Here is a 26,579-nt window from a genome sequence, read left to right on the forward strand (position 1 = left end):
GGACCCCTTTTCATATCCATATTCTTGTACCCTTCTACTTTTAGACGCTTGGGATTATGAACTTCTTAATGATTTCCTGATAGAACAAGGAAGCCAGTACACCCTGCCCTTCATCGCCCGGATGTACGGTATTCTCTGGCTTATTCAAATACGTGTTTCCTAAGGTTGGGCTATACATGTCCACGCACGGAATCCCTTTCACTGCGCATGCCGCTTTCACTTCGTCTACTTTGACGATGTTTTGTGCCGATGTGTAATAAGTATTATATTGAATCGTGGCCACGATGATATCGGCATGGGGGAGGTAAGCTTTCATTTTATCTAAACCAATTTCTAAGGAAGCCTTAGGGTTCGTATTGTTCATGCCTGTTAGCCATAACACCAAGTCCGGATTTCTAGATGCGACAACAGACTCTATCACATTGCTAATCGTACTGACATCCGCTCCGGATAAGCCATGGATACTGACAGGACGAAACAACATTTGCTGCAGCTTTCTACCGTATAAGTTGTCTGGTCTTACAGAGACGTTGGCTCCGAAAGTAATGGAATCACCGATGCAGACGATACTTTTATACTGAGTTTGCTGCGGTTGTACCAATTCGGCATACAAATAATCAATTGAAATGTAGTTGCCTGTTGAGCTGGGATTTCTCGTTTCTTTCTTACGAATTTCTATGGTATGGTAACCTGCAGACAGTTCGATGACCTCATAGATCATAATTCCGTACTGCGCAGTGGGAGCATAATAATCCACTTCACCATGAATGACCCCATCAATATAAATATCCGCCATTCCGAAGGTTGGTGCCTTCAGTGCATAAATTTCTATGCTCGTACAATAAGCCTTCCATATTGCCGACGCATTAGCTGTTGCAGTTCCGTCTGAATCGTGCCTGCTATCCATGCTTCCGCTCGTTGTGCTGACATGTGTCCATGTACCCGAATAGCTCAATGCCATATCCTCGATCTTCATCCTCGCCATCACAGCAACCTCCTTCTCATCACCAAATTGGTACTACCCAGATCGTCCATTTGCCAGTTAGATTCGCACATTTCACCTTTACAAATCGTGACACATTATCTAGGACATACGAAGTTGTTCCGTTAATTCCAGTCTTCACCGCATTGATACTTAATTCATCCGTATACATTCCGCCTTCATTCGGCGCGCCGCTTATAGCAACATCAATTGTGCCTTCAACGTTTGCTTGTACATAGATTCTGCATTTGGAGTACCCTTTTAAATCCATCGGATTGCTGATTAGCGTCGAACCCGTCGGTAAATAAACAAATGACTCCGGGGGGGCTGGGTGTATGCTAGCGTGATCCTCCATCATTTATCACTCTCCTTATAGTTACTTATTTCTCAGTTCGATAACCTTTAAAGCATCTTGCCTCTTCTATTAAGAGTAGAATATGCGGTCATGCATTTCTACGAGATTCTATGAACATCCTTATCTTTTCTTGTCCTTTTTGCGAGCAAATTGACCATTTAAAGATAACCGGGTACGCCGTCCTTCAGCCGCCTACTTCCTCTATCCCTATTAGTCGGAAATGAGAGATTGTCGATTAATGAAAAGGTGCATCGCATGCAAGTTGAAATAAGGTTCTGCCATAACGTTATTTGCTCTATATGCATGTTCAACGAACAAATAGCACTACGAAATAACGCTATTTTGATCAAAACCGATAAAATTCGTCCATTTAGCTCGAAATAACACTGTGTCGTAACGCTATTCTTCGGAATTCTCTACCAAGCGAGCAAATAAGATGATTTCATAATGTTATTTTTACGCATGAGGATCTGTTCCATGGCATGGAAGCGATAAGTTGGTGCTAGGATACTCACAATAATTTGTTAATCGACAGTCTCCAAAATCGGACTACGCTCACTATCAGCGTTTTGCACCCCAATGCAAGAAAAACCGTCAGGAAGTTCATCCTGACGGCCCTTTTTAGGTTGCACATACCAAGCGATTCTCTTACTTCTTTTGCTGTGCCTGATATGCCTTGTTAACTGCTTCCAGAACTTTGTTGCCGCCTTGATCACGCCATTTCTTGGATAGCTCGGCTAATCCAGTGTCAATGTCCTTCTTGCCGGCGATCATGTCGAGATAATATTGACCCAATAGCTCGCCCAAAACGCTGCCCATCTCTACTTCCTCTGCGGTCGTCACATTGACGAGATTAGGGACCAGGTATTTGGTCGCAATATCTACGGATTGCTTCGCACGGTCAGCCTGAGGTTCTGTTTGAGGCAAATAATTTTCTGTAAGCGGCCAAACGACACTGCCCCACGCGAGAGGATGCGACCAGCCGCTAGAGGCAAACCCGTCTTTGGCCCGTTCTTCTTCATTGTACGTAATTTTATCGCCTGCCTTCGTATAATGAACGCCTTCGATGCCAAGCTCCAGCAAGCTTCGACCTTCCTTAGAAAGCATAAATTCGATTAGTTTCGCCGCTTTTTGCGGATCTTTGGCGTTTTTGGTAATGGCTGTGAACAGCCCGCCCTTCGGCGCACTCGCCATGCCTCGCTTGCCTTCCGGTCCAGCCGGCGGTGCCATAAATCCAAGCTTTCCTTGCGGATTCACTTTTTGTAAGCTCGTTTCCAGACGGTTCACGTGACGGAACAGCGGAGTACCCATAAATCCGACTTTACTTTGGAAAAACTTCTGCTCCCGCTGCTGCGTATCGTTCAGCAGAAATTCCGGATCAATCAGCTTTTCGTCCCACAATTTACGCAAATATTGAACACTCTGTTTAAAAGCAGGATGCTCAAATATGGGAACGACCTTACCTGCACTGTCCAGCACCCAATCGCCATAAGGTAAACCATAACCAAACATGACGAAATTGAACGATCCGTTGAATCCAGTGCTTTTGCTGCCTGTCAGTCCGTACGTATCGGCCTTTCCGTTTTTGTCGGGATCTTTCGTCGCGATTTCTTTGAGCACCGTGTAGAAGTCATCCAGCGTCTGGGGTTCCTTCAGACCAAGTGTTTCAAGCCAGTCCGCGCGGTAAGCGACCGTGGTGTTCGAGCGCTCCTCAATGAAGGGGTATCCGTAATACTTACCATTAACGGCAGTCCAGGACAGTTGCTTCTCGAGCTTCTCCTTCACCGTCGGCATGACAGACAAATAGTCATTTAATGGCAAGAGCAAGCCTTCGGTAATCCATTGGTTCAATGATGGAGACGGATAGTTGATGGTCACGATATCAGGCAAGTCTCCCGTTGCCATGGCAACGTTGATTTTCTCAAAGCCGTTCTCCGGCACGAGTTTGACTTCCAGATCGATCCCGAGCTTCTTATTGATTTCGGAAATAATTCGGTCCCCTGCATTAATTGCCTTAGCGGCTCCGTCACCCGGGGTCAGAAATACGATTTTGACCTTTTGGTCTTCCTTATTCGTTCCAGCAGCGCCGGCTACAGACTCATTCTCGGAATTTCCACAACCGGATACACATACCGCGAGCACCCCCGTAAGGGCAATTGCAAGCCATTTATTATTTTTTAGCATCGATTATCCTCCTCTTCTATTACGAACCCTTATTCCTTAACTGCTCCCAGAGTGACCCCTTGCACGAAATATCGCTGAAAGAAAGGGTAGATAAGCATGACTGGTATAGTAGAAATCATGATCGTTGCCATCTTAATCGATTGACCGAGCAGAAAGGGACTGTCCCCTCCAGATTGAAAAGCGGCCTCGTTATCAATGAGCATGGACCTCATAAATAACTGAAGAGGCCATATTTCCTTATCTGTCACATACATAACCGCTGTGAAAAATTCGTTCCACTTCGACACCGCATAAAACAAAGATATGGTGGCGATGGCTGGCATCGACAATGGGACGATGATGCGCAGCAATATGCCAATATCATGGCAGCCGTCAATGCGGGCAGACTCCTCCAAGCTTTCCGGAACGGATGAGAAAAAGCTGCGCATCAGAATCAGATTATATGTCTGAATCGCTGCGGGAATCATCATGGACCACATCGAGTTAATGATTCCAAGCTGTTTGACTACCAAATAGTTCGGGATGATCCCCCCGCTGAACATCATCGTGAATACGATCATGAACATGATGATACGTCCGCCAGGCAATTGCTTCTTGGAGAGTGCGTAAGCAGCCAAAGTGGTTGCTATCATAGAGATGGCTGTCCCAAATATCGTAATGATGAGACTGACTTTGTATGAAACCCACAACTGCTTCAGACCGAGAATATAGCTGTAAGCTTCGAATGTAATCGCTTTCGGATAGAGATGAAGGCTGGATGACATACTCTCTTGCATCGGTGTGATCGAGACGATGAGCGAGTCCCAGAACGGGTACAGTGTCAACAGCGTGATCAACGCCAAAAATATAACATTCGTTGCGTTAAATAATTTTCCGCCGAGACTGTTACGAACCATGCTGCATTCCTCCTTTTCCGTTTTAGTAAATACCTTGCTCACCCATCATGCGCGCCATTCGATTTGCAATAATTAGCAGGACGAAATTAATTGCCGACTTAAATAATCCGAGAGCTGCAGCCAGGCTAAACCGTCCCTCAGTTAGCCCAATCCTATACACATAGGTGTCGATAATATCAGATGTTTGATAAACGCCGGGATGGTACAACACGAATATTTGTTCGAAACCTGCCTCCATCAAGTGGCCAATTCGCAAAATCAATAAAATAATAATTGTGCTGCGAATGCACGGCAGCGTAATATGCCAGATTCTCCTCCATCGGTTGGCCCCATCCACCAATGCGGCCTCATACAACTGTGGATTGACTCCTGCGAGTGCGGCCATATAGATGATTGTGTTCCAACCGAACTCCTTCCAGATCATCGACCAGACGAGCGTGCTGCGAAAATAGCTTTCATCCGTCAGGAAGCCTACCGGATCTCCGCCAAGCGAACGGATCGCGTTGTTCACAACACCGCTGTCGGTAGACAGCAGATTGATTAACAGCCCGCCCAGAATGACCCAGGAAATGAAATGTGGCAAGTAAATAATCGTTTGCACCGTGCGCTTAAATACCATTTTACGTACTTCATTCATTAATACCGCCACCAACAACGGCAGCGGAAAGCCGAAAACAAGCCTGTACAAGCTGATCACAATTGTATTCCAAAACACTTGCCAGAACTTATCGAGCGCGAACAACGCCTCGAAGTGCTTCAATCCTACCCATGGACTTCCGATAATCCCTTTCGTAATGCTAAATTGCTTGAACGCGATCAGGGCGCCATACATCGGGTAATAATGAAAGACACCATAATAAACAATCGCAGGCACAAGCATCAAATAAATAAAGCGGTTGGATACGATGCGTTTCCATAACACCCTTCTCTGAATATTGATTTTTGCCCACGATGTGGTCGCTGGTACTGCCATAGACCAAACTCCCCCTTTCCTTATGCTTGTTATCTGCAGGTTTTGTATGCAGTTCGAGCATAAAGTGAAGGGGGAGGCGTCCTCAAGATTCAATTGTTAGTAACGGTTTCATTTGTCGTTTTTCTTAGGTATCAATTGATCGGATTGGATTCAATCGTTCCTATTCAAGCTCTCCAATCGGTCTAATACGTCCCGATTCCGATACTCGGTCGGCGTCTGACCTATTATTTTTTTGAATGTGCGAATCAAATTCTGCTTCTGTCCGAACCCCGTTGCTTCGGCGATATCATTAATATTGCGGTCCGTCTCCTTTAAGAGCCGGCACGCTTCACGGAAGCGCGTATCCGTCAAATAATCGATAAACGTAGATCCCGTCATTTCCTTAAACAGCTTCGAAACATAGTGGCTATTCATGTAGGCCATATCGGCTAGCATCTGAAGACCGAGTGGCTCACGGTAATGATTATGGATATACGCCACCAACTTGGCGATAACTTCCGCGTTTTTATTATCTCGCCTATGCGCCAGATCATCAGCGATATATGTAATAATACCGTCTAGCCAAAGACTGATTTCTTCTAAATTTTGAAGTTTGGCGAATTCGTAATGCCATCGGTTGACTTGCTCAACTGGTTCTTCACCGTATACAGCAAGCTCCACCCATACCGTCAAGAGTGCGTTCAGCAAGTGAAACAAGATCATATTTTTGTAATTGAGTCCGAAATGACCGTCATGTTCGAGTTGATTAATGATGCTATTTTTTGTGTCTTTGACTTTGTCTAAATGGCCAGACTTCAGATCGCCGACAAGTTTATCTACATGCTGGCGGTACGCGATAAAGTGGTTCCGATTGGCACGATTGACGTTCAAGTCGTGAATGGACAGTATGTTTCCAATCCCCGCGATTCTTTCGTGCAGAAGTGCTTCAGTTGCTTCATTATAGGAAAGCGGTATTTCCGTAATAAGCTCGTAGTTCCCGCCAATTCCGAATGTAACGTTGACACCTTCCAGTTTCGAAGTCACCTCGCTTTTGACGCGAAACGCAAGTTCCTTCGCCTTGTCAGTAGCAGGGGTGGTCAAATCACAATGTCCCGTGTTGAGAATGATGACGTCATGCTTATGAAACCAGCTAATGTAGGCCCCTTTGCCAAATAAAGCGATAGCGTCCTCGCAGATGGTGCGAATCTGGAAGTGGATCAGGTTACGTAACTGTTCGTCAGGAGACCTGAGCATATCTCCGTTCAAATGAACCCGAATTGCCATCACGAGAAAATGGGTTGGCTCTAGATCAAGACGATAATAGTTCAACTGCCTGATCATTTCTGCCTGATCGGCGGTTTTGCCTGAGAGCAGATTCAGCAGGAAATGATCCCTTAATATGAGTTCCTGGCCGCGAAACTTAGTCTTGAACTCCTCATTTTCATGATGCAGCCGATCGATCGATTCGCGGATAAATCCGAACTCATCCCCGTATTTAGCCTTTGGCAGTGGCTTCTCCATGTAAGATACGAGCGCTTGCACCATATTCTGGACAGGCTGATAATGCCTTCTCGAGACAACTACCATTAGGAACACGCCTACTGCCAAGCTGATTACTGAGATGAGAAGTGTAATCCGTATCACTTCATTGGAGCGTTTGAATAGCTCCCCGTGTGGATTTAACGTAATGTATATCCAGTTGTTGAACGATGAGCTCAGAAATGATACGAACACCTTCTTACCACCGATTGTTTCCACGAAATAGCCTTCTTTATCATGGCGAATTCGTTCGATATCCGCCTGCTCGAACGGTTCGAGCAGCATGCTCTTATCTTTGTAAGACAGCACTTCGCCGTTCCCATTCAGAACCGCGACATTGCCAAGTTTCCGGTTGTTCGTATTAACAACAGCATTATAGAGCACATCTTCCTTAAGGTTAATCAGCAAGACGCCTTTCTTATCCACGCTATTGAACGGGACGGTAATTAGAAAACTAATGACGTTTTCTCGAACCCCTTCGGCATTCAACATGCTCGCCGCTACCCAGGCTGATGTGCTCCGCCCTTCTACAAAACGTTCCAATACCTGTCGGTATGAAAAGTCGGTCATGTCGGTAATACCTGAACTCGATATTAACTTCCGATTGACAGAACTGTACAAATAAATGGAGTGCATATAATTGGATGAATTGATTCGTTCATCGAACAGGGCTCCTGTATTTTTCAGAAACCGATATTCTTCTTCTAAATTCCACGGAAACCAAACTGATTTCTGAACATCACTGTTCAATGCTAGCGTCGTAGCGATTTGCTGAACTTCGCCAAGCGATTGATCGACAATCTTGCTCGTCTGCAACAACAATTCGTTATTGGCACCGATAACTTCATCCTTCAGCATAGCTGTCGTGTAGCGATATACGAGCGCCCCCGCCAGACAAGTAATCAGAACGACAGCAACTGTCAAATGAAACAGCAACCGGATATAGATGGATCGTTTCATCGGACCCCCCCCTCATCTGTGGCCGTTTCAGCGACAGCTTATCGTATGGCATGCACCATGTGTGCAGCAGACAGCATTTCAAATCTACGATTTCACTAACGGCTTAAACGCACTACTTTCTATCACCCCTGGCGCGAGCGGCCTCATCTGTCCGAGCCCTGTAACTGGCGCAGAGATACCTTCCTTCCCTGGAATGGCATATTTGCTAAACCAAGTTCCCAAGCGCATTCGGAGTTCTTCTATCACAGCTTGATACTCACTCTCCTCAGCCTGATTCATATTCTCATCCGGGTCATTCACTAGGTCATACAGCTCATGTGGCCCATACGGATAGTGATGTACGTATTTCCACTCTCGGGTGCGAATCATTCGAACGGGCCCATACTCGTCATAGATGACAATGTCCTCTCGACCTTCACCTGTACGCTCTACTAGTAGATCGTAAAAGCTTCGACCTGGCAGCCGCTCTTGTTCGGGATTAGATAACCCAACGTAGTCGAGCAATGTAGGGAACAGGTCATATTGGCTAATCAACTCATGCTGTACTTGCCCCGCAGGAATAACACCAATATGGCTAAAAATAGCAGGTACCTTTACTGATGTATCATACATATTGAAAGGGAATGTACCATTTCCCTTTCCCCATATTCCATGATGGCCCATGTTCATACCATTGTCGCCCGTAAACACGATCAACGTATTATCACGGAGCCCCCGTTCTTCCAACATGTCCATGATCTTGCCAATTCCTTCGTCCATGGCTGTGACGGATGCGTAATATCCACGCAAGAGCTCATTACGTTTATCCCCTTCTCCTGTCGGTGCGGTGCGTGCCTGGTTCGGATGTAACGGCAGCTCAGGCACTGAATTGAACGGGCAATCTTCATAGAGCGCGACAAAAGATTCCGGATGCTCTGACCGATCCCAAGGCGAATGCGGCGCTGTATAATGAACGCTCAAATAAAATGGAGAGCCCAAGTACGACATTTCGTCCAAAAATTGCATTGCGTTGTCCGTAATCATGTCGGTTACGTACCCGTCTACGATTTTTACCTCTCCGTTCTCCACGATATCGGGCCTCATATAGGAGCAGCCGCCTCTGGCGATTGAGAACCAGCGATCGAATCCTTTTCTCGGGACTGTACTGTTGCCCAAATGCCACTTGCCGCTTAATGCACAGGCATATCCGGTTTGAGCCAGCAGCTCCGTATATGTCGGCTGCTCTGCTAAATAATCGACCGCGGTCCGCTCATCGGCAAACACAGGTTCCGTTCGTACCTGTTCGTTTAATTCACTCGTGTTGACATTGCCTGAGCGAATCCAATCATGAACCCCATGCTGGGACGGGATTCTTCCAGTTAATATCGACGCACGTGCTGGCGAGCAGACCGGCGAGGTACAAAAGAAGTTATCAAAACGCATGCCTTCCGCAGCGAGTCGATCTAGATTTGGTGTACGTATTTCACTATTACCGGCACAACCAAGCGCCCAGCTTCCCATATCGTCTGCAAGAATAAACACAATGTTTGGTTTCTGATTGGTTTTTTCCACGAAATCAACGCCTCCATAAGTGTAATGTACAATAATTTCCCCAACTATAACGTACTATTTACAACACGTAGATTCCATGTCACAATCAACGGTATATTTGACAATTCTTACGATGTCTGCGAGTGGGAGGTCCTCTATTGTTTATTCTGTATCCTGATTCACAACGGCTAGAATTTAGTTTTCAACCCACTTGGATTCGACATATGTTAAAACCACATGATTTCAGCTTCGGTCCTGTAAGAAATCCAATCCCCGTCTTCTGGCTCATTCTAGATGGGATTCGTACGATTCAAATCGAGGATGAGATGCATATTGTTCGTAAAGGCGATCTCATTGTATTTCCCCCAGGTGTACCCTACCAGCTTCACGCGGAACAGTCTGGCGATCCTATAAGTTACTTATCACTCAGCTGTATGATTAAGCTTGGACCGTTCAAATTTCATGAATCATATGAATTTCCGTTAATTACCAAATTGACAGACAGTAGTGCTGTTACTCGACTTTCTGAACTATGGATGACATCTGTCGTCTTATTCGAGCAATTTGCCACCATACTGCAAAGACACGTTGACGCGCACATTCAACTAATCACATCACTCGGACTGCTTCGGGTTCAAGGAGCTGTCCAGCAATGGTTTGCACTATTAATGGAATTACTTCTACCACAACTGCCGAATCCACTTCCCACCATCGATCCTCGGATTGTCAAAGTATGTGCTTATATCCAGGAGCATGCTTATGAATCACTCCCGCTAGAAAAGTTGGCTGCTCATGTTTATTTAAGTGGAAGTCATTTCAGCTATTTATTCCGGAAAGAGATGGGACAACCACCTTCTCAGTATGTGCGAAACCATCGAATCCAGATTTCCGAGGAGTTGCTCGTTCAGACTGATTTGTCCATTAACGAAATCTCTCGACGTGTTGGTTACAACGAACTTAGCGAATTTAGTCGCGCTTTTCGTAATACTGCTGGGATGAGTCCACAAGCCTATCGGAAACAGATGCGATTAACGGTTTATTGATTTGCGCAAAAGGTAAAGGGCACAACTAGGCTTACCCCATTGTGCCCCTGAATTTATGAGTTCATTTCTTTCTCCCGTTAGAAAGCAATTTTATAAACGATTTTGGTTACTTCAACTTCTCGATGCTCGTGCGCCCCCACCAAATGCGTATCTTCCGGGAAACAAATCAGAAAGTATCCATTTTCTAAGTACCCGGTAAATTTATGTTCTGAGGCTACATCGCCAAAATGGATATCACTCTGGCTATCATATTCCGTTAGATTGGTTAAACAATCCGTATTGGAAACTTCAACATACTCTCTTCCTTCTAAAACCAAGTGAATATCAATGTATTTCTTGTGCGCTTCAAAACGTTTCTCTTCTTTCGGACTTGTTGTAAACGTGATTTGGTTCTTGGTAAAACTTGTTGTTGCAAACGTCATTTCTCGTAGGTTGCTTTGAATATCCTGAACGGCTTCCATAAGTCTCGGGTTGGCAAAGGCATACCGATCCAAATTCGTTATCTTGTCGTAGATCATACGTTTACCTTCCTTTTATCGGTAATTTCCTTCACGCTAACCTTCCTGTCTTCCTTTAGCGATATAGTTAAGGCGTCTGCAGTTGCAATCGCCGCTCTGGCTGCCGTTCCATCCAACAGCGGTTTGAATTCATCTTCCACAGGCGATCCTTGCATAATGCCATGAAAATAAACCATTTCCTTCTGCATAATGCCGCTCAGCCATAACGGAGGTATAGCGCTCGGTTTTCCATACATAATCGCTCCATCCATCTCCAACCCTTTGTAAATACGCGTGCGATCTTCATCCACTTCCTTCGATTCGTGAAGCAGGAATCGTTCTTCACCTTCCGGCGTTTTCAGGACTACTTTGACATCCTGCATATCGATGAGAATGGCTCCTTTGCTTCCTTGAATCTTGACGAAATGATCGCTCCATCTGAATGCGGAACCGTATTGCAGCGTTGCGTATCGATGATTGGCAAATTCTAGAGAAATGAACAGCATATCGTCCTCGTCGCCGAATCGCTCTCCTTGATGAGCAACATTCCCCCCTGTCATACAAACTCTTTCGGCAGGTCCCATGAGAAACTGGATAAAGTCCAGTTCATGTATATGATGATAGAGGTGCCCCCCCGAAATTTCTCTCTTCTTTTTCCAGCTTACCTCGGTCTGCGCTTCCTCCCAGCCGTTGCGCTCAGAATGGCAGAACAGAATGTCGCCGATTCTTCCTTCATTGATTAATTTCTTCGCAGTTCGCACACCGTTCATGAAATTCATAACATGGCCAGCCATGAAAATAAGTCCGTTTTCCTTTGTTATCGTAATCATCTCATTACAGTCCTCGTAGGATAGCGCGATTGGCTTTTCGCAAAATACATGTTTCCCGTGGGCAGCTGCGCATACAACAGGCGCTTTATGGTATCCGTTAGGGGATGCTACAATAACGGCATGTACGTCGGGTCTGCTGCACAAGGATTCAATATCTTTTTCAATATCACAGTTTAACTCGTTGGCAACCGACTCCGCATGCTCCGGATCATACACCGCTACAACCTTGGCACCTTCCAACTGATTAATTAATCTGGCTAACCCTGCACCAAAATAACCTGTACCTATAACGCCATAATTCACTGTGCTCATTGTGCTCATAGATGAAACTCCTCCCGAAAAATCACTTTATATATTTATTTAACAGAACCGTCTGACAGCCCTCCGGCAATCTTCTTTTGAATCAACATGAAAAATACGATAGATGGAACGATAACAATAACCGAAGCTGCCATCATCTCTCCCCAATCCAGAATTTCCGAACCGGTCAGTGAATATAACGCCACGGAAATCGGCATTTTTGCTGAACTGTTGATGAGCAGCAAGGCGAATAGAAATTCATTCCATGTATTAATGAACGTATAGATAGCTGTCGCTACAACGCCTGGTGCGACAATCGGAAGCACAATTCCAACGAAAGTTCTTAGTTTCCCAGCACCATCCACTCTGGCAGCCTCTTCAATTTCAACAGGAACGGTTGGAAGAAACCGGTCAGCATCCATATGGCATACGGAATGGAGAAGGATAAATAGGTGATGACAAGCCCTGTCCATGTATTCATCAATCCGAATTTGACGATTATTATCGAATAGGGCACAGCTAGCAAGATAGGCGGAAACATATACGTTGTAATTAAAAGTTTGGTCATCTTCCTCCCTGCCCTTGGGAAAAAACGAACAATACCATAAGCAGCCAACGAGGATACGACTATCGTGATTAATGTCGCCGATAAGGAAACCAGCAAACTGTTTTTAATATTGGTCGTGAAGTGCATATTGTTCAAAACCCTGTCATAATACGATAACGTAAAAGACTTTGGAAAAAACGCCAATGGATGACTGGCCATTTCGCCGGACGACTTGAAAGAGGATAGGATAATCCAGATCAAAGGAAAGACCGCTATAAGGGCAAGTACCGTGAGTAAAACATATAAGAAGGACATTGCGAGCTTACTTGAGCCTACACGATTCATTAGCGATCCTCCTTTTCCCATTTATTCAGGAATCTGAAATATACCAAACAAACACAAAGCAGAAACAGCAGCAAGATAATCGTTATCGCAGAGGCTACGCCAAGCTGCTTCATCCCCCAACCAGCTTTATACGCGAAAATGGGCAAGGTCGTGGTAATATCCGATGGGCCACCGCCCGTCATTAAATACAGAAGATCAAAGTTGTTGAAAATCCAAATGGTTCTAAGCACTAGCAATAGCCCGATGACGCCCCTAATATGGCGAACCGTAATCGACCAGAACGATTGCCAAGCTGTTGCCCCGTCCATGACAGCAGCTTCATATTGCTCACTTGGAATTGTTTTGAGCGCAGACAAGATATTGACCATAAATAAGGGATAACCGAACCATATATTGATACAAACTACCGCTGCAAAGACATAGTCAGGTTCTGCAAAAAGGTTAATATTGTTCTCTGTAATCCCCATCGTAGTTAACAAATTTGGAATGAAACCATAGACATCGTTTAAAATCCATTTCCATGAAAATGCGATGACTATAGCTGGGAATGCCCAAGGAATGATTAATAAGGTGCGATAAATGCCGGAAAACCTTGGAATTTTATTGAGCGCCAGCGCGCTGGCAAAACCAAGGAACAACTGACCAATGATTGAATATACCGTCCATTTGATGGAGTTCACAAATGCATGGTAAAAATCCGGGTTGGTAAGAACCCATGTAAAGTTATCTAACCATACCCACGTATAATTCACTTTAATCAGATTTTTCGAGGTAAAACTGAAGTAAACGCTTGAAATAATAGGGTAAATCAGCAGTACTACCACAATTAGAACCGCAGGCAAGATGAATAATAAACCCGTCGAATTCAATCTTTTCAACCTTCTAGTGTCCATCCGGTTCACTCCACTCATGAGAAGTTAATAAAGAGGAAGAGGAAGCCCCTCCCCCTCCATTTAACTATTTGGTTGCCGTTTGAAATAAATCATTTAATTTCTTCTCGGCTTTTTTAGCTTCCTCTTCAATACTAGTCTTGTCTTTCTTCAGGATAATATCTTGAAACATCATTTCAATCACATTTTGACTCGTAATTATACCTGATTGGACTGAAGGACCATTTTCCATACCGATCGCAGTTCCACTGTTTATTGCATTACCGATAACTTTCACTGCATTGTTGAATTTCTTGATCGTCGGGTTGTCGAGGAACGCTGGATCTTCGGCAATATCCTTCATAGCTGGCAGCATGCCTGCAGGTACAGAATGTAAGAATTTAATGTACTTGTCTTTCTCATACAAGCTTTCAATAAAAGCTTTGGCAATTTCCGGGTGTTTACTGTTTTTCCATACGACCATTGGAATATTGGAAGTTTCGATGCCACGGTCCGCATCACTAGCATTTAACTTCGGCATTGGAGCTGCATCAATCTGGTCTAATAAAGCAGGGGAGTTCGTTTCAACCCCGCCAATCTGGAAGCCGCTATTAAAGTCGAAAGCCGTCTTGCCTTGATAGAACAACGTAGCTTGATCTAATACCTTGAAGTTAATTGAACCGGTTGGAGATGTCGCTCTATACATATCAACCCAATATTTAATTCCGTCGAGTGCGGCTTTACTTGTCAGATTCGCTTTCCCATCTTTCGTAATCAGCGTCTCTCCAGCCGATTTCACATAGAAGTTCAAGAATCGGGTTGCCATCAAATCACCAGATCCAGTTGGAACGGACAAACCATAAACGTTTGGCGGATTGTTAACTTTTTTAGCCGCTTCAAACAGTTCGTTCCATGTTTTGGGCACTTCCAGGTTTGCGGCTTTTAACAAATCTTTGCGATACCACATAACTTGAGCGTGCGAGTAGATCGGAATGGAGTAATTTTTACCATCCTTCGTGCCTTCTTTCAGAGGAGCTTCGTAGAAACGACTTCTTCCAATCTTATCAATCACATCGTTAATTGGAATAATGGCCTCGGAATTCAACATTTCAACGACATGATTCGGAAGGGCTGTACTCACATCAGGTACTTGCCCTGACAGCAAACCCGTTGTCCATTTCGTGTAAAATTCCCCCCATGAGAATGTCTCAATTTTAATCTTGACTTCCGGATTCTTTTTCATAAAATCTTCAGCTGCTTGTTTCATATAATCGTTTCTTGGCCCTTGCGTAAAAGAATGCCAGAGTACAATTTCCCCTTTTAGTGGCGCTGCCGACGTCGTAGTTGCTCCTTTGTTGACATCGGGCGAAGCATTAGATTCCTCATTCCCATTGCTGCAAGCGGTTGCAAGTACGGTTGAAGCGAGTAGGACGAGCGCTAATTTCTTTTTCATTGTTTGACCCCTCTCCGATACTGGAATATAACAAACCCCTTAAAACTTACGATCAAATAATGCTACCAGAAATGAACATTACAATTGTAACCTTACTAAGAAAGGCCCCGAACACCAATTACCTCCAATAGCGTATACGCTGATAATCGCCTATTAATTGGCATTTCACTTATCAACATTCATTTTCTATCCCTAATACTAACGGAAACAAATCCGCTTTAACACATAGCAAACCAACCAATACTAGCACAATTCGATCATAATAATGAATAATCTGACTATTCTCTTGCCAACTGGCGATATGAGAACGGCGTTACTCCGAAATGCTTTTTAAACACCCTAGAGAAATAATTCGGATCTTCGATTCCGACTTGATACGCAATATCGGAAATCCGCTCGTCCGTTTCCAATATTTTCTTGGCCGCTACAACCATTTTAAGATCAGTAATAAAGTCACTTGGCGATTTACCTGTGTGCTGTTTAAACAATCTGCGAAAAGAAGAGGTGCTGAGACTTACCATCTTGCTCAATTCTTCGATGCTAATCGTGGTTTTATAGTTGTTCAGCATATATTCCAAAACGAGCTCTACCCGGTTATCGATTTTTCTATCCAATTTCAATTTTTTATGTTTATTCGGTTTCACTGAAAATGCTTCAGATGAACTAATAAAATAACCTACAATTAATTCCAGGTAACCCCTAAGTGTATAATGCTTCCCCCTGTTAGTTGAATCCTTCTCTCTGATAATGCTGTGAAAATAATAGTTGATTTGTGGATCTGTACACGTCAATTTCGTATCAAACCCAAAGATTTCAGACCAAACTTCACTATCAATGAGTGGAAAAGTAGCTGTGAAACGTATACTCATGAATGTAAAATCATCCGTCAACGCCTGACACGACAGTGCACTTCCTTGAGGAATGTAAATCATATCATTCTTATCCAGTTGATACGTATTTTCGTCAATCATAAATATAGCCTTACCCTTTTCAATAAATCGGATCATCGAATACGGGATCATCGACTCGTGAAAATTCCACCCTTTAGGGAAACTATATCTCTCTGCATACAAATAATTTAACCGCAGCGCCTGCAAGATATCGTTTTCTGGCATCGTAATCACTCCTGGTTTATTTTTAGTCTCTCCTACAACAATGGATGGTTTAAAATAGTATACCAAAAGTAAGTTTAAATTAAATCTTTCCCTGCTATTTATCTACACCAGCTCGATATCCTCGCTACCGAGGACGTCGAACAGCATAGCACTCGTTACCCCAAAAATAAAACCGAGTTCCCCCAAAGGAAGGAACGCGGTTTTCATCGACATATTTCCGTATCTCTTAATTCCTGAATAGCAATCGACTAAAATTGTAGACACCATGATTCCAAACATGGAAATCATGAACGCCATCCTTAATCAGGATTTGATAAAATTGATTAAGCTGTTGCCCCGATTGAGATTTAAGTTCACCCACTGATTTGGTATAGCTGTCAACAGCAATTCCGTCTGCATCGCCGCAGGTGAGGTATAGCAAATGAAGCTTGTGGACGGATGATGCTAGACTGTCTCCAAGTGTCTTGCCATCGCTTGATGTAGGAGCGTTTGAAAAAGCTCCTACATAAGCGAACAAATCTATCATCCCTGGTGCGAGCACCGTCTTATCCAACCCGTTGTCCCAAGGACTCTTCGTGTGAGTAAATCGTATCGAATCATGCCGGTAACCACCAAGAATCAGATTCAAGGCTTGCATGCCCCCCATCGAAAGCCCCGCAATTGCTCTGTGCATTCGGTTATATATAATGGCTTCATGGGAGGTCGCTGTTATATCTGCGGAGGTTAGGTAATTGGATTCTATAAATGGGATCAGATCATATCTCAACTCATAATCAAAGTAATAGAATCCGAGCATATGGGTTCCTTCCGCATTAAAGGATGTGTCTATCCAGTCATGCGCACTTCTTCCGTTAGGGAATACGACGATTAATGGATCAATTTCACCTTTTGCAATGAGATGGTCCAATAGATTGCAAATGACAAATCGACCGTCCACTGTCACGTTGCTGCTTAACCACTCATACTGATCTCCGCCTACACCATGCAGCAAATACATGACATTGTATCTGACAGAATGGTCATTTGGGTTATAAGCAGCAGGTAAGTAAACGTTGCATTTCTTCATTATGCTTTCTCCTGCAACCGTTTCTCTCCCTGCTTCACTCCTATTGATATTCCGATCTGTTACAAACTGTCGAGAAAAATCAATATAGTTGCCTACCTGATAGGAAACTTCCTGTACCGTCCCCCGAAGCTCCTCCATAACTGACCTCGAATACTCGATAGGCACTGCCGTCGCATTCATATTGTCCATGGATTCTTATTGTCCCTTCAAAATCCTAATGACAATAACCGCCGCTTCCGCACGAGTGCTATAAGCCTTCGGCTTCAACGTACCGTCTTCGTAGCCGTTCAGTATACCCTTCGTTGTCAAAGCCGCAATTGGTCCTTGTGCCCAGGCGGAGACGTCTCCACTATCCTTATAGTCCAAACTGTTGGTGGAAGATGCCAACTGTGCAGCACGTGCAAGGATTACGGCCATTTGTTCCCGGGTGATGTTGTCATTGGGAACGAAAGTCCCGTCTTCATAACCGTCTACGATACCCAGTGCGGATGCTATTGCAATGGCGTCCACCGCCCAATGGCTGCCGGTATCGGAGAATCCAGTTCCTCCTGTTGCCGTCAGGTGAAACGCTCTGACGATCATGGCTACGAACTCGGATCTTGTTACCGTTGCATGAGGCTGGAATGTGCCGTCTTGATAGCCGTCTATCACTCCTGATTTTACAAGTTCTAGGATATCTGCTTCCGCCCAATGTCCTTTAATATCGGTCAAGGTCGGAAGTTGGACAGATGCGGACTTTTCTGTTGCCAATACGGCAAACTTGGTGAAGTGCGTCACACTGCCAGAAACCGTGCCTTTCTCTCGGTCAATCTTACTATCGTCCAGTTTGACCCATTTGCCGGTTTCTTCGTTGTACCAGTACACTGCCAGTTCATGCTTATCGTCCAACAAGCTGGTGTTGAACGGCAGGGTGATCGTAACTGGTTTCTGGAACGGTCCTGCTACGTCTTTGATAATTTCGTACACATCTCCAGCAAGCTTCAAATCTGGGTCGGGCTTCAGCTGTGCAGTGTCGCTCAACTTTTTAATACTAACAAATATGTCACTGCCTAAGGCTCCTGCCGGCAAGCTAACTGCCGCCCCATTATTTGCTACCTTGCCGCCTGTATCTGCCTGCACCTTAACCGCCCCTTCAGGTACGGGTGTAGTGACAGAGGACGTATACGACGTCGACGAATCAGATGCCTGAACTTGTTCAAGCTTCAAAACGCCAAATCGCGAAGTGTTCTGGTAGGATTGCCCTGTCGGATCATTCCAAGAAAATACGCTGTCACGGCTTCCTCCGTCCTGATCATTGTTAACCTGGAGGTCAAATCCAATTACGTTTCCAGCTTGTGGCGTAATCGTATCGAGCGCTATAGCTGCTTCTACAACGTAACCTCCATCCACAATTTTGGTAGCCGATGTATAGTTATTAGAGGTGGCATGGCCGCCAACGGTCTTGCCATTTTTGAAATTGATCCGGTATTGACCATCGTCGCCTTGATAGATGTCGGTTTTTCCGTTGTTCTGGTCAACGAATATTTCCACCGAATCCTGCTCCCATGCATTGGCATTGGCATCGCTCAAATTGCTGTCTAACACAATGGCATAGACATAGAGGTTTTGAACATCCCACATGGCACGCAATTGAGCTTTCGCGACTGCATTGTTATGCTGCTCCACTATCACATCAGTCGTATAAACGGGTGCGTTCGCCCACTTGCTGTCCATTTCACCATCGATTACAGGAGTTCCATAAGAAGCACTGGCCGCTTTTACCGCATCGATATACGTCAGGATTCCATAGCCAAGTACATCGTTATCCTGAATGTTCCGTGGATCACTCCAAGAAACGATGACGCCGTTGCTCCCATGCTCCGTACCGTCATTAAACCCCATATCGGTAACTCTTGCATCGAACTTCACTTTGTTGCCCAAGGCTCCTCCTGCCAATGGAATATCGGCTTGAAGCACATAACCATCGGTTTCTTCCGTAATTCGAGCATCATTTCTTGTGAAGGTATACTTCTTGATTCCATTGTTATCCATGAAGAGTTCTATGTGATCCGTTGCCGTTACGCTCATGTCTTTGACCGCTACGCGGGCGTACATATTTTGTTCATCCCACAAAGTTTTCACTTCAGCTTGCAGGGTGCCTAATTGTTGCGTTTTCAATGCTGGAACCGTGTTCCAAACCGGATCTGAAGCATGAGTGGGTGTACCTTTCGCTGTATGTGCTGTCTGCGCAGTAATCGGAAGATGAGATGGTGTCAGCGCCTTTACCGCCTCAATCATACCCCAATAAGCATATTTGGCTTGATACTGCACATCGAATGGGAAAGGAGCATCTTTGCGGGTTGCACCTTGATTATCAAGCCAAGTATGGTCATCTGCAATCCCCCATATCGTAACATTGCTGATCCATCCGTTAGGATTATAGGCCTGCGTGTTCGAGGCAGCATGTTTCCCCTCATTGTCCAGCCTAACAAGCTCTTGGAACAATTGCTTATAACGGTAGCCTTGTTTCACAAGGCTGGACTCATCATAGCTAGTAGAGTTGCTGTCGGTATAGACCGAAATATCAAGTTCCGTTATTTGATTGTCGAAGCCGGCTTCTCCAAATTTCCGTATGGAATCAGAAATTTGCTCGATGGAGGGGCCGCCAATGCTGATGTGCGTTTGATGACCCACACCGTCGATTGGAACCCCCTCGTCTTTCAGTTTGGTCACCAAATTAAACAAGTAGTCGCGTTTGGCCGGATCCTGCGTACTGTAATCGTTGATATACAGTTTAGCGTCTGGCATCTCTTGACGAGCAACCCTGAAGGCTGTACGAATGAAATCCAAGCCAGTCAGCATATACCACTCGCTCTTGCGCATGCCGTCCGGCTGTCCAGGATCAATCACTTCGTTGACCACATCGACGGCATGGATCGGCACATCCATAGATCTGTAGTGACGCGCCACGGTTTCGATATACGCAGTCAAACGGTCCAGCACCAACTGTTTATTCTCTGGTGTAGCTGCAAGCGGTTGACCTTGCTCATCCTTAAACATCCATTCCGCAGCTTGCGAATGCCAAGCAAGCGTATGCAGTCGGAAATTTAAATTGTGGGCCTTGGCATATGCTGCGATCTTGTCTGCCTCCGTCCAGTTCCATTGCCCTTCCGCCGGTTCTAGAGAACCCGGCTTTGTAGCATTCTCAGCTACGATGGAACTGTAGTGATAATCCAGAAGCGTGTGAACATCGGAAGTAAGCTGATCTCCCGTTACGGCAGCACCGATTACGAAGTTGTCTGCATAGATATCCTTCAGGGGATCAATATCCGTCTGAATCGGCTTTGGTCCTGATACTTGACCCCCATAGGACAAATCAAAATCGTCCGTATAGAAGGACCTAGCATCTTCGTACTTGTTCGCTACTTCCACGTAGGCATTCATTACAGTCGGAGTGGTTGCCACGGTAAAAGTACCCGTTAACTGTGCCCATTGATCAGAAGTTACCGTCACGTTTGATGAAACATTCGTATATGTACTATCCCCGCTCTGAACTGAGAGCCGCAATACTGTTGGAGACTGCCCGGGAGCCATCTTGACCCACGCGGACAAATTGTACTTGTAGCCCTTAGACATCTTGCCAAGGACATTCAGTAAAGGACCGTCATATTGTTCTGATACCGTGGTTAGCAAGCTCTTGGAGCCGCCTGTAGTGTGATTGTCGGAGGTTGATATAGCCATATTTCCGGACCCGTTTCTGCGCACCCAATTTCCTTGTCCATCCTCAAAAGCGGATTGGATTCCAGCTTGGTCAACTGCTCCCGAATCAAATGGTGCAGTCGGCGTGACGTCCGTTACTTGTACTTCATCAATAAAGAGATCCTCCGTAGTGGTGGAAGCTGCATCCGATTCTATCCATATTTTGAAGCCCTTTGTATCCCCCGGCAGCTCGTATCCCTTCACTTCAAATGTGGTCCAATCGGTGGAGCTAACCGATGTATTACCTACCAGCCAAGGATACTTATTGGTAAGTGAAGCAGCATCAATATTGGAAGCGATATGGAAAGAATCGATGCCTCCTCCGACTTTAAGCTTCAGAGATAAATCGTACGTATGGCCAGCTTGCGTATAAGAAGTCAAATCCAGGAGCGGGGAGCTATTGCTCCCAGCCCGGTTCGTCATCGACAAGGATTTGGAGCCATCAGAGGCTGTCGCAGACGTCACGGCAATGGTTCCATCTCCCATCCAAGATACCTTAACCCAACCACCAGATTGGTCGTCTTCAAAGCTTTGGTACAATACGCCCGTATTGCCGGCAGCCGATGCCATAACGGGCACTAGAAGTGGGGGCAAGCTGAACCCGAACAGCAGTACAATTACCATCCATAAATTAAATTGTTTCCTCACAAGCATTCTCATCCTCCTCTTTATTGCAATCGCTTACAAGTCTGATCAACTTCATTCTACAACTTAGTTTATTGGCTTTACATACTCAAAATAAAGCATAATCCCCCTGCAATTATGAGGAGAATGCCTAGTGCAAGCACCATTCTTACCGTCTGAGACCTGTCATCGAAGGTGCCCTTGACCATTTCGCTCAGTTTACCTCCCCAATTACACGCCAAAATGCCTTCTTAGGCTGAAATTCCTTATCGAATAGAAAGGGCCAATTCTTTCGGCCCCGAACAGGGAAGTTGTCCAACCAGGTATAGTTGTCAGCAGCTCCCCAGAACGTTACCGACGTAATGACATCCTGATATTCTTTAAATAGCCTGAAGATATCTACATATCGTTGCTCCTGCAGCTCTACCATTTGTTCAGTAGGTACCACAAGATCAGTCCGACTATCTTCAAAATGAAACATGGATAGATCCAACTCGGTAATGTGAAGCTCTAGATCAAGGGATGCGTAAAGCTCTATGGCTTGACGAATTTCATCCAAGGAAGGACCGTAGATATTCCAATGTCCCTGCATGCCGATTCCATGGATCGGGGTCCCCTTATCCTTCAAGGAACGAACCAGGTTATAAATCTTATCCCGCTTAATCGGTTCTGTCTCGTTGTAGTCGTTATAAAACAGTCGTGCATTCGGATCGGCATCATGTGCGGCCTCGAAGGCAAGGCGAATGTAATCCTCACCAACAATCTCCAACCACTGGGTGTTTCGCATCACGAGGTCTGCTTTGTCTTCTATCGCTTCATTAACGACGTCCCACGCATACACCTTGCCCTTATATCGACCGACGACCGTACGAATATGCTCCCTCATCCGCATAAGCACCATTTCTTTGCTAGCTATACCGCCAGATGGGTCATCAAACACCCAATTAGAAGTTTGATTATGCCAAACCAACGTATGCCCCCGAACGGCAATACCGTTCTGCATTGCGAAATCCATGATCTCATCCGCTGCCTCAAATGTGTACTTCTCTTCCTCTGGATGGATCTCCCCGAACTTCATTTGATTCTCCGCTGTCACGCTGTTATAATGCTGGGCGATGAAGTTTCCATCGGATCGGATGGTCTTCGTGCTAACAGCAGCCCCGATTCTGAATATCCCCTGATATGCCTCGTGTAAACTCGGTACCTTTATGTTCATAGATGGATAAACCTCCTCATCATCTCCTGTTTAAACAGGCTTTCTAAGTTATATGATATAGAATCTGACTACACTTACCATTCACAGATTAAAGAACTCTCCCCCCTTTTCTTAAAAATCGTATAAGAGGGTAAGCGACGTACGCAGTCGCACTCCTAGCAAAAAGACGTATATTTCTTAGAAAAGAAATACACGTCTTTCATTGACATCCATTATGCTTTGCTTAACTGTCTGAACACACCGGGTTTCTCAGACACACGTTTCTCAAACTCTTTGAGGAAATGATGATAGTGAACGTATCCAATCTGCTCCGCAATTAGACGAATCGTTTCATCCGTTTCGCATAGCATACGCTTCGCCGCGGTAATCCGCAGGTCATGAATATACTCGATGATGCCTACACCGTTTCTCTTCATAAACGCTTGGCCTAAGTAAACTGGGTTCATGAAGAACCGTTCACCGATATCTTTAATCGTCAGCGCTTCCCGGTAATGCTCCTGGATATAACGCTCAATAACGCGAAGGGGGTGACCGGAGAACTTCTCTTTATACTGCTTCAACTGGCTCATATACTGCTGTACATACGTCTGCAAGGACTCCTCTACTTCCTGCAGGGAACGATGCTCTCTTCTCAAAAAATCGCGAACACGTGGCAGCCCCTCTGAATCAATACCCATCTCCCGCATGACAGCAGCGCTCTTCATAACAATGCGTATGACCAGCAAATGAACGACTTCCCGAGCAGTTTTGTTAGCAAACAGGATGACAAACATTTGCTTAATCAGATCCTCAACCCGCTTATCCTGAAGCGCCTCAAGGGCACTTTGAATATCATCGACGATAGAAACCGCATGAAGATCATAGCTAATGGGATTGTGATGAATCTTATCGTAATGAAGTGGACCACCGGACATATGAAAGAAATGATGCACGGACGTCTCTAGCGCACCTGCGTATGAATCTGCTATATCTCGGAGGGAGTCCACCTGTGGTCCAATTGAAAGGCAGCATTCAATGCCTTGGTCTCTTAGGTCTTCGAATACGCCTTGGGCCCATTGCTGGATCTCAGGGAATGACGCTATAACAAGCCCGTTTTGGCTCCCGAATAAGTCGATTGCATATGCTTTTCGCGAGGGGAAGTAACGATCATCCAGCTCTTGTTCTGAGCCGCTAAGCCATTCGACATGCATATATCTCCAACCATGTTCTCCTTGTGCCAAGGGATCCAACATCTCCCCTACGTTCACGTCTGTTACCGATATTTCCCCTCGCAGCAACTGAGCAAGGAGAGTCGGTACTAGACGGTCGGCAACGAGATCTTGACGTACTCTTTGCTGTTCTTGGTGTTGCAACTCTTCAATAACTAATTGAATGACAGCCTCCCATTCCCTATCCAAAGCCGGTTTAAGCAGATAATGCTTTACCCCATACCTTAGCGCGGACCGAGCATATTCAAAATCATTGTAGCCGCTTAAAATAATGAATATGGGATCGTAACCCGCCGTTTGCACCCGATCGATTAATTCTAATCCGTCAATTACCGGCATCCGAATATCTGTCACTATGAGATTAGGCTTGCAGGCCTCAATGCAAGCCAAGGCTTCTTCGCCATTCTCGCACATGGCTACGATTTCAAAGCCTAGCTCTTCCCATTCGACCATGAGCTTGATGCCCTCCAAAGCGAAAGGCTCGTCGTCTACCAAAATAACTTTATACATGCGGGGAAATCACCTCCTGTTTCTTTAGGAGACTCAGAGGAATTTGTATGGTTATACTTGTTTTCTCGAAGGGGATGCTTTCCACTTGGAACAGGGAGCGTTCTGCATAAAACAGATTTAAACGGCGATACACATTGCGAAGTCCAATGTTCTTGCCGTTGTCTTCCCCCTTATACAAACTTTGAACAATTTCATCCAGTTTCGCGCTGTTCATGCCGATTCCGTTGTCTTCAACTTTCATGAGCATATTCATCCCTGCTTTCTCTACCGTTATCCGAATTCTTCTATTTCCCTTCACGGATTGAAGGCCATGCTTGCATGAATTCTCAACCAGGGATTGAATACTCATCTTCGGAATCCGATACGACAGAACAGAATCGTCAACGGACAATTCATAGTGAAACCGATCCTGAAATCTGAACTTCTCGATCTGAAGGTACATGTCTGTGAAACTTAACTCTTCTTCTACCGTTACCAGATCCTCTTTCCAGCTTAACAGCCTTCTCAAAATTTGAGACAAATTTTGAATAATCTCTATCACATGCTCATAACGATATTTCTTGCATACGACAAGTATCGCGTTCAACGTATTGAATAAGAAATGAGGGTCAACTTGGCTTTGCAAATAATTCAACTCAGCCTGTACACGTTCTAGCTCCAAGTCTTTTTTCTGAATTTCGAGTTTATACACATCGTTAATTAAATTGCGAATTTTCTCTGTCATCAAATTAAAACTGCGAAGCAGGTGACCGATCTCATCTTTCCCCTCATACATCGTAATGGGTTCAAACCTCTCGTTTTTCACCAACTGCATGTGTTTGGATAGCTTTCTTACCCGGAAATTGAAAGAGTGCATAATAATGTAAATTAATACCGTGGGAATGATCGTACTTATAAGCGTTAACCAGATGAAGAAGTGGATTACCCCTTTTCTCTCCTCCGCGATCCGACTTCCCTCTGGAATTCCAACCAAACGCCAATTAATTACATAACTTGCATTACTTAGCGGGATGACAAAGCTCCTCTCAGGCAAACCAGTCAACTGGAAATCCTTTGTCACAGCCAAGGTAGGCAGCAAGGGGTCACTTCCTTTAAACGCACCTGCCGATTCCAGAACAAGCCGATTTTCCTCATCCACGAGCTTAATTAACAAATAATTATGCTCTTTATCAAACAGCTCCAGCAGCTTATCCATACGAATATCGATACGCAAATATTTGGAGAATTTCATAAGGTCAGGGAAATTGTCCAACTTGCGAATGATGCTGACATAGACCAATTTCTCTTCAGGATTCATGGGATTGGTATCCAAGTAGGAGGTCACTGTCACCTTATCCCTCTTCTCGTTCATCTTCTGATACCATTCACTCCGCAGATCATCGGGCTTCAGCATAAAGTAACTTCCACCGTTAGAGAGCGTTGGATTCGAAGTATATACGCCAATCCAAGAGATGTAAGGATAAATATTCGGATACTGCCCCAATTTGTCCCGCAGGTAGCTGTCATATTCTTCGTAATATGCAACATTATCCGAGTACGAATATTCAAGCATCTCATTGAATGTACGATCCGCGGAAACAGCATTGCCAATGACGACACCTGAGTTTACCATTTGCATAATTTCATTACCGACCCTGTCTAGAGAAATCCTTAAGTTATCCATCTCTCTACGTTCGGTATTTTTGCTATCCTGCAAGAAGAACAAGCTATTTATACATAGTATCGGTAGCAACACACACATGAGGTAAATGATCAGAAACTTGAATTTCAGGGGAATATCATTAACACTATGCAACAGTTTCCATTTCCGGCTCATATTC

The 26,579-nt window shown here is 44.9% G+C and carries 20 protein-coding genes; 1 reads left to right on the top strand and 19 read right to left on the bottom strand.

Annotated features, from left to right (window positions below):
- Positions 1-40: 40 nt before the first annotated feature.
- From A8708_RS15520 to A8708_RS15550, 7 genes are all read right to left on the bottom strand, one after another.
- Positions 41-985 carry an SGNH/GDSL hydrolase family protein gene (locus A8708_RS15520; protein ID WP_068664927.1) on the bottom strand — a complete coding sequence of 315 codons (945 nt, stop codon included), beginning with the start codon at positions 983-985 and terminating at the stop codon, positions 41-43.
- Between the two features lie 19 nt (positions 986-1,004).
- Positions 1,005-1,340 (bottom strand): hypothetical protein, encoded by a 336-nt coding sequence (locus tag A8708_RS15525; protein ID WP_068664929.1) that lies wholly within the window; start codon positions 1,338-1,340, stop codon positions 1,005-1,007.
- A gap of 645 nt (positions 1,341-1,985) precedes the next feature.
- The gene (locus tag A8708_RS15530; protein WP_068664931.1) at positions 1,986-3,521 is read right to left on the bottom strand and encodes an extracellular solute-binding protein; all 1,536 of its coding nucleotides are present in this window, start codon (positions 3,519-3,521) and stop codon (positions 1,986-1,988) included.
- A 29-nt stretch (positions 3,522-3,550) separates the two neighbouring features.
- Positions 3,551-4,417, bottom strand: a complete 867-nt coding sequence (locus A8708_RS15535; protein WP_068664933.1) for a carbohydrate ABC transporter permease — start codon at positions 4,415-4,417, stop codon at positions 3,551-3,553.
- Positions 4,418-4,439: 22 nt separating this feature from the next.
- Positions 4,440-5,390: an ABC transporter permease gene (locus tag A8708_RS15540; RefSeq protein WP_068664935.1), complete on the bottom strand. Its 951-nt coding sequence runs from the start codon at positions 5,388-5,390 to the stop codon at positions 4,440-4,442.
- Positions 5,391-5,540: 150 nt separating this feature from the next.
- Positions 5,541-7,868, bottom strand: a complete 2,328-nt coding sequence (locus A8708_RS15545; protein WP_068664937.1) for a helix-turn-helix domain-containing protein — start codon at positions 7,866-7,868, stop codon at positions 5,541-5,543.
- A gap of 84 nt (positions 7,869-7,952) precedes the next feature.
- Positions 7,953-9,419, bottom strand: a complete 1,467-nt coding sequence (locus A8708_RS15550; protein WP_239696706.1) for a sulfatase-like hydrolase/transferase — start codon at positions 9,417-9,419, stop codon at positions 7,953-7,955.
- 203 nt (positions 9,420-9,622) lie between these two features.
- Here A8708_RS15550 and A8708_RS15555 point away from each other — a divergent pair, with 203 nt between their 5' ends.
- Positions 9,623-10,441, top strand: coding sequence for an AraC family transcriptional regulator (locus A8708_RS15555; protein ID WP_204787543.1), 819 nt, complete (start codon positions 9,623-9,625; stop codon positions 10,439-10,441).
- 77 nt (positions 10,442-10,518) lie between these two features.
- Here A8708_RS15555 and A8708_RS15560 read toward each other — a convergent pair whose 3' ends face one another.
- The 12 genes from A8708_RS15560 to A8708_RS15610 all read right to left on the bottom strand — a co-directional run bounded on the left by A8708_RS15560 (position 10,519) and on the right by A8708_RS15610 (position 26,575).
- Complete coding sequence (locus A8708_RS15560; RefSeq protein ID WP_068664941.1) at positions 10,519-10,959, bottom strand: NanQ anomerase/TabA/YiaL family protein; 441 nt, start codon at positions 10,957-10,959, stop codon at positions 10,519-10,521.
- Positions 10,956-12,089, bottom strand: coding sequence for a Gfo/Idh/MocA family protein (locus tag A8708_RS15565; protein WP_461824335.1), 1,134 nt, complete (start codon positions 12,087-12,089; stop codon positions 10,956-10,958). The genes A8708_RS15560 and A8708_RS15565 overlap by 4 nt, the downstream gene beginning before the upstream one ends.
- A gap of 35 nt (positions 12,090-12,124) precedes the next feature.
- Positions 12,125-12,433 (bottom strand): carbohydrate ABC transporter permease, encoded by a 309-nt coding sequence (locus tag A8708_RS36140; protein WP_239696708.1) that lies wholly within the window; start codon positions 12,431-12,433, stop codon positions 12,125-12,127.
- Complete coding sequence (locus tag A8708_RS36145; RefSeq protein WP_204787546.1) at positions 12,412-12,960, bottom strand: carbohydrate ABC transporter permease; 549 nt, start codon at positions 12,958-12,960, stop codon at positions 12,412-12,414. Before A8708_RS36145 ends, A8708_RS36140 begins: the two co-directional genes overlap by 22 nt.
- Positions 12,960-13,871: a carbohydrate ABC transporter permease gene (locus A8708_RS15575; RefSeq protein WP_204787548.1), complete on the bottom strand. Its 912-nt coding sequence runs from the start codon at positions 13,869-13,871 to the stop codon at positions 12,960-12,962. The genes A8708_RS36145 and A8708_RS15575 overlap by 1 nt, the downstream gene beginning before the upstream one ends.
- A 46-nt stretch (positions 13,872-13,917) precedes the next feature.
- The gene (locus tag A8708_RS15580) at positions 13,918-15,282 is read right to left on the bottom strand and encodes an ABC transporter substrate-binding protein (RefSeq protein ID WP_068664945.1); all 1,365 of its coding nucleotides are present in this window, start codon (positions 15,280-15,282) and stop codon (positions 13,918-13,920) included.
- Positions 15,283-15,560: 278 nt separating this feature from the next.
- Positions 15,561-16,397 carry an AraC family transcriptional regulator gene (locus A8708_RS15585; RefSeq protein ID WP_068664947.1) on the bottom strand — a complete coding sequence of 279 codons (837 nt, stop codon included), beginning with the start codon at positions 16,395-16,397 and terminating at the stop codon, positions 15,561-15,563.
- A gap of 226 nt (positions 16,398-16,623) precedes the next feature.
- Positions 16,624-17,652 (bottom strand): alpha/beta hydrolase, encoded by a 1,029-nt coding sequence (locus A8708_RS15590; protein ID WP_068664949.1) that lies wholly within the window; start codon positions 17,650-17,652, stop codon positions 16,624-16,626.
- Positions 17,653-17,658: 6 nt separating this feature from the next.
- On the bottom strand, positions 17,659-21,855 hold the full coding sequence (locus tag A8708_RS15595) for an endo-1,4-beta-xylanase (protein WP_068664951.1): 4,197 nt from the start codon (positions 21,853-21,855) through the stop codon (positions 17,659-17,661).
- 184 nt (positions 21,856-22,039) lie between these two features.
- The gene (locus A8708_RS15600) at positions 22,040-23,041 is read right to left on the bottom strand and encodes an endo-1,4-beta-xylanase (RefSeq protein WP_068664953.1); all 1,002 of its coding nucleotides are present in this window, start codon (positions 23,039-23,041) and stop codon (positions 22,040-22,042) included.
- A gap of 212 nt (positions 23,042-23,253) precedes the next feature.
- Positions 23,254-24,759, bottom strand: coding sequence for a response regulator transcription factor (locus A8708_RS15605; protein ID WP_068664955.1), 1,506 nt, complete (start codon positions 24,757-24,759; stop codon positions 23,254-23,256).
- Entirely contained in the window at positions 24,752-26,575 is a 1,824-nt protein-coding gene (locus tag A8708_RS15610; RefSeq protein ID WP_068664957.1) for a sensor histidine kinase, read from the bottom strand. Before A8708_RS15610 ends, A8708_RS15605 begins: the two co-directional genes overlap by 8 nt.
- Positions 26,576-26,579 lie beyond the last annotated feature (4 nt).

This window comes from Paenibacillus oryzisoli (assembly GCF_001653565.1).
Lineage (GTDB): Bacteria > Bacillota > Bacilli > Paenibacillales > NBRC-103111 > Paenibacillus_E > Paenibacillus_E oryzisoli.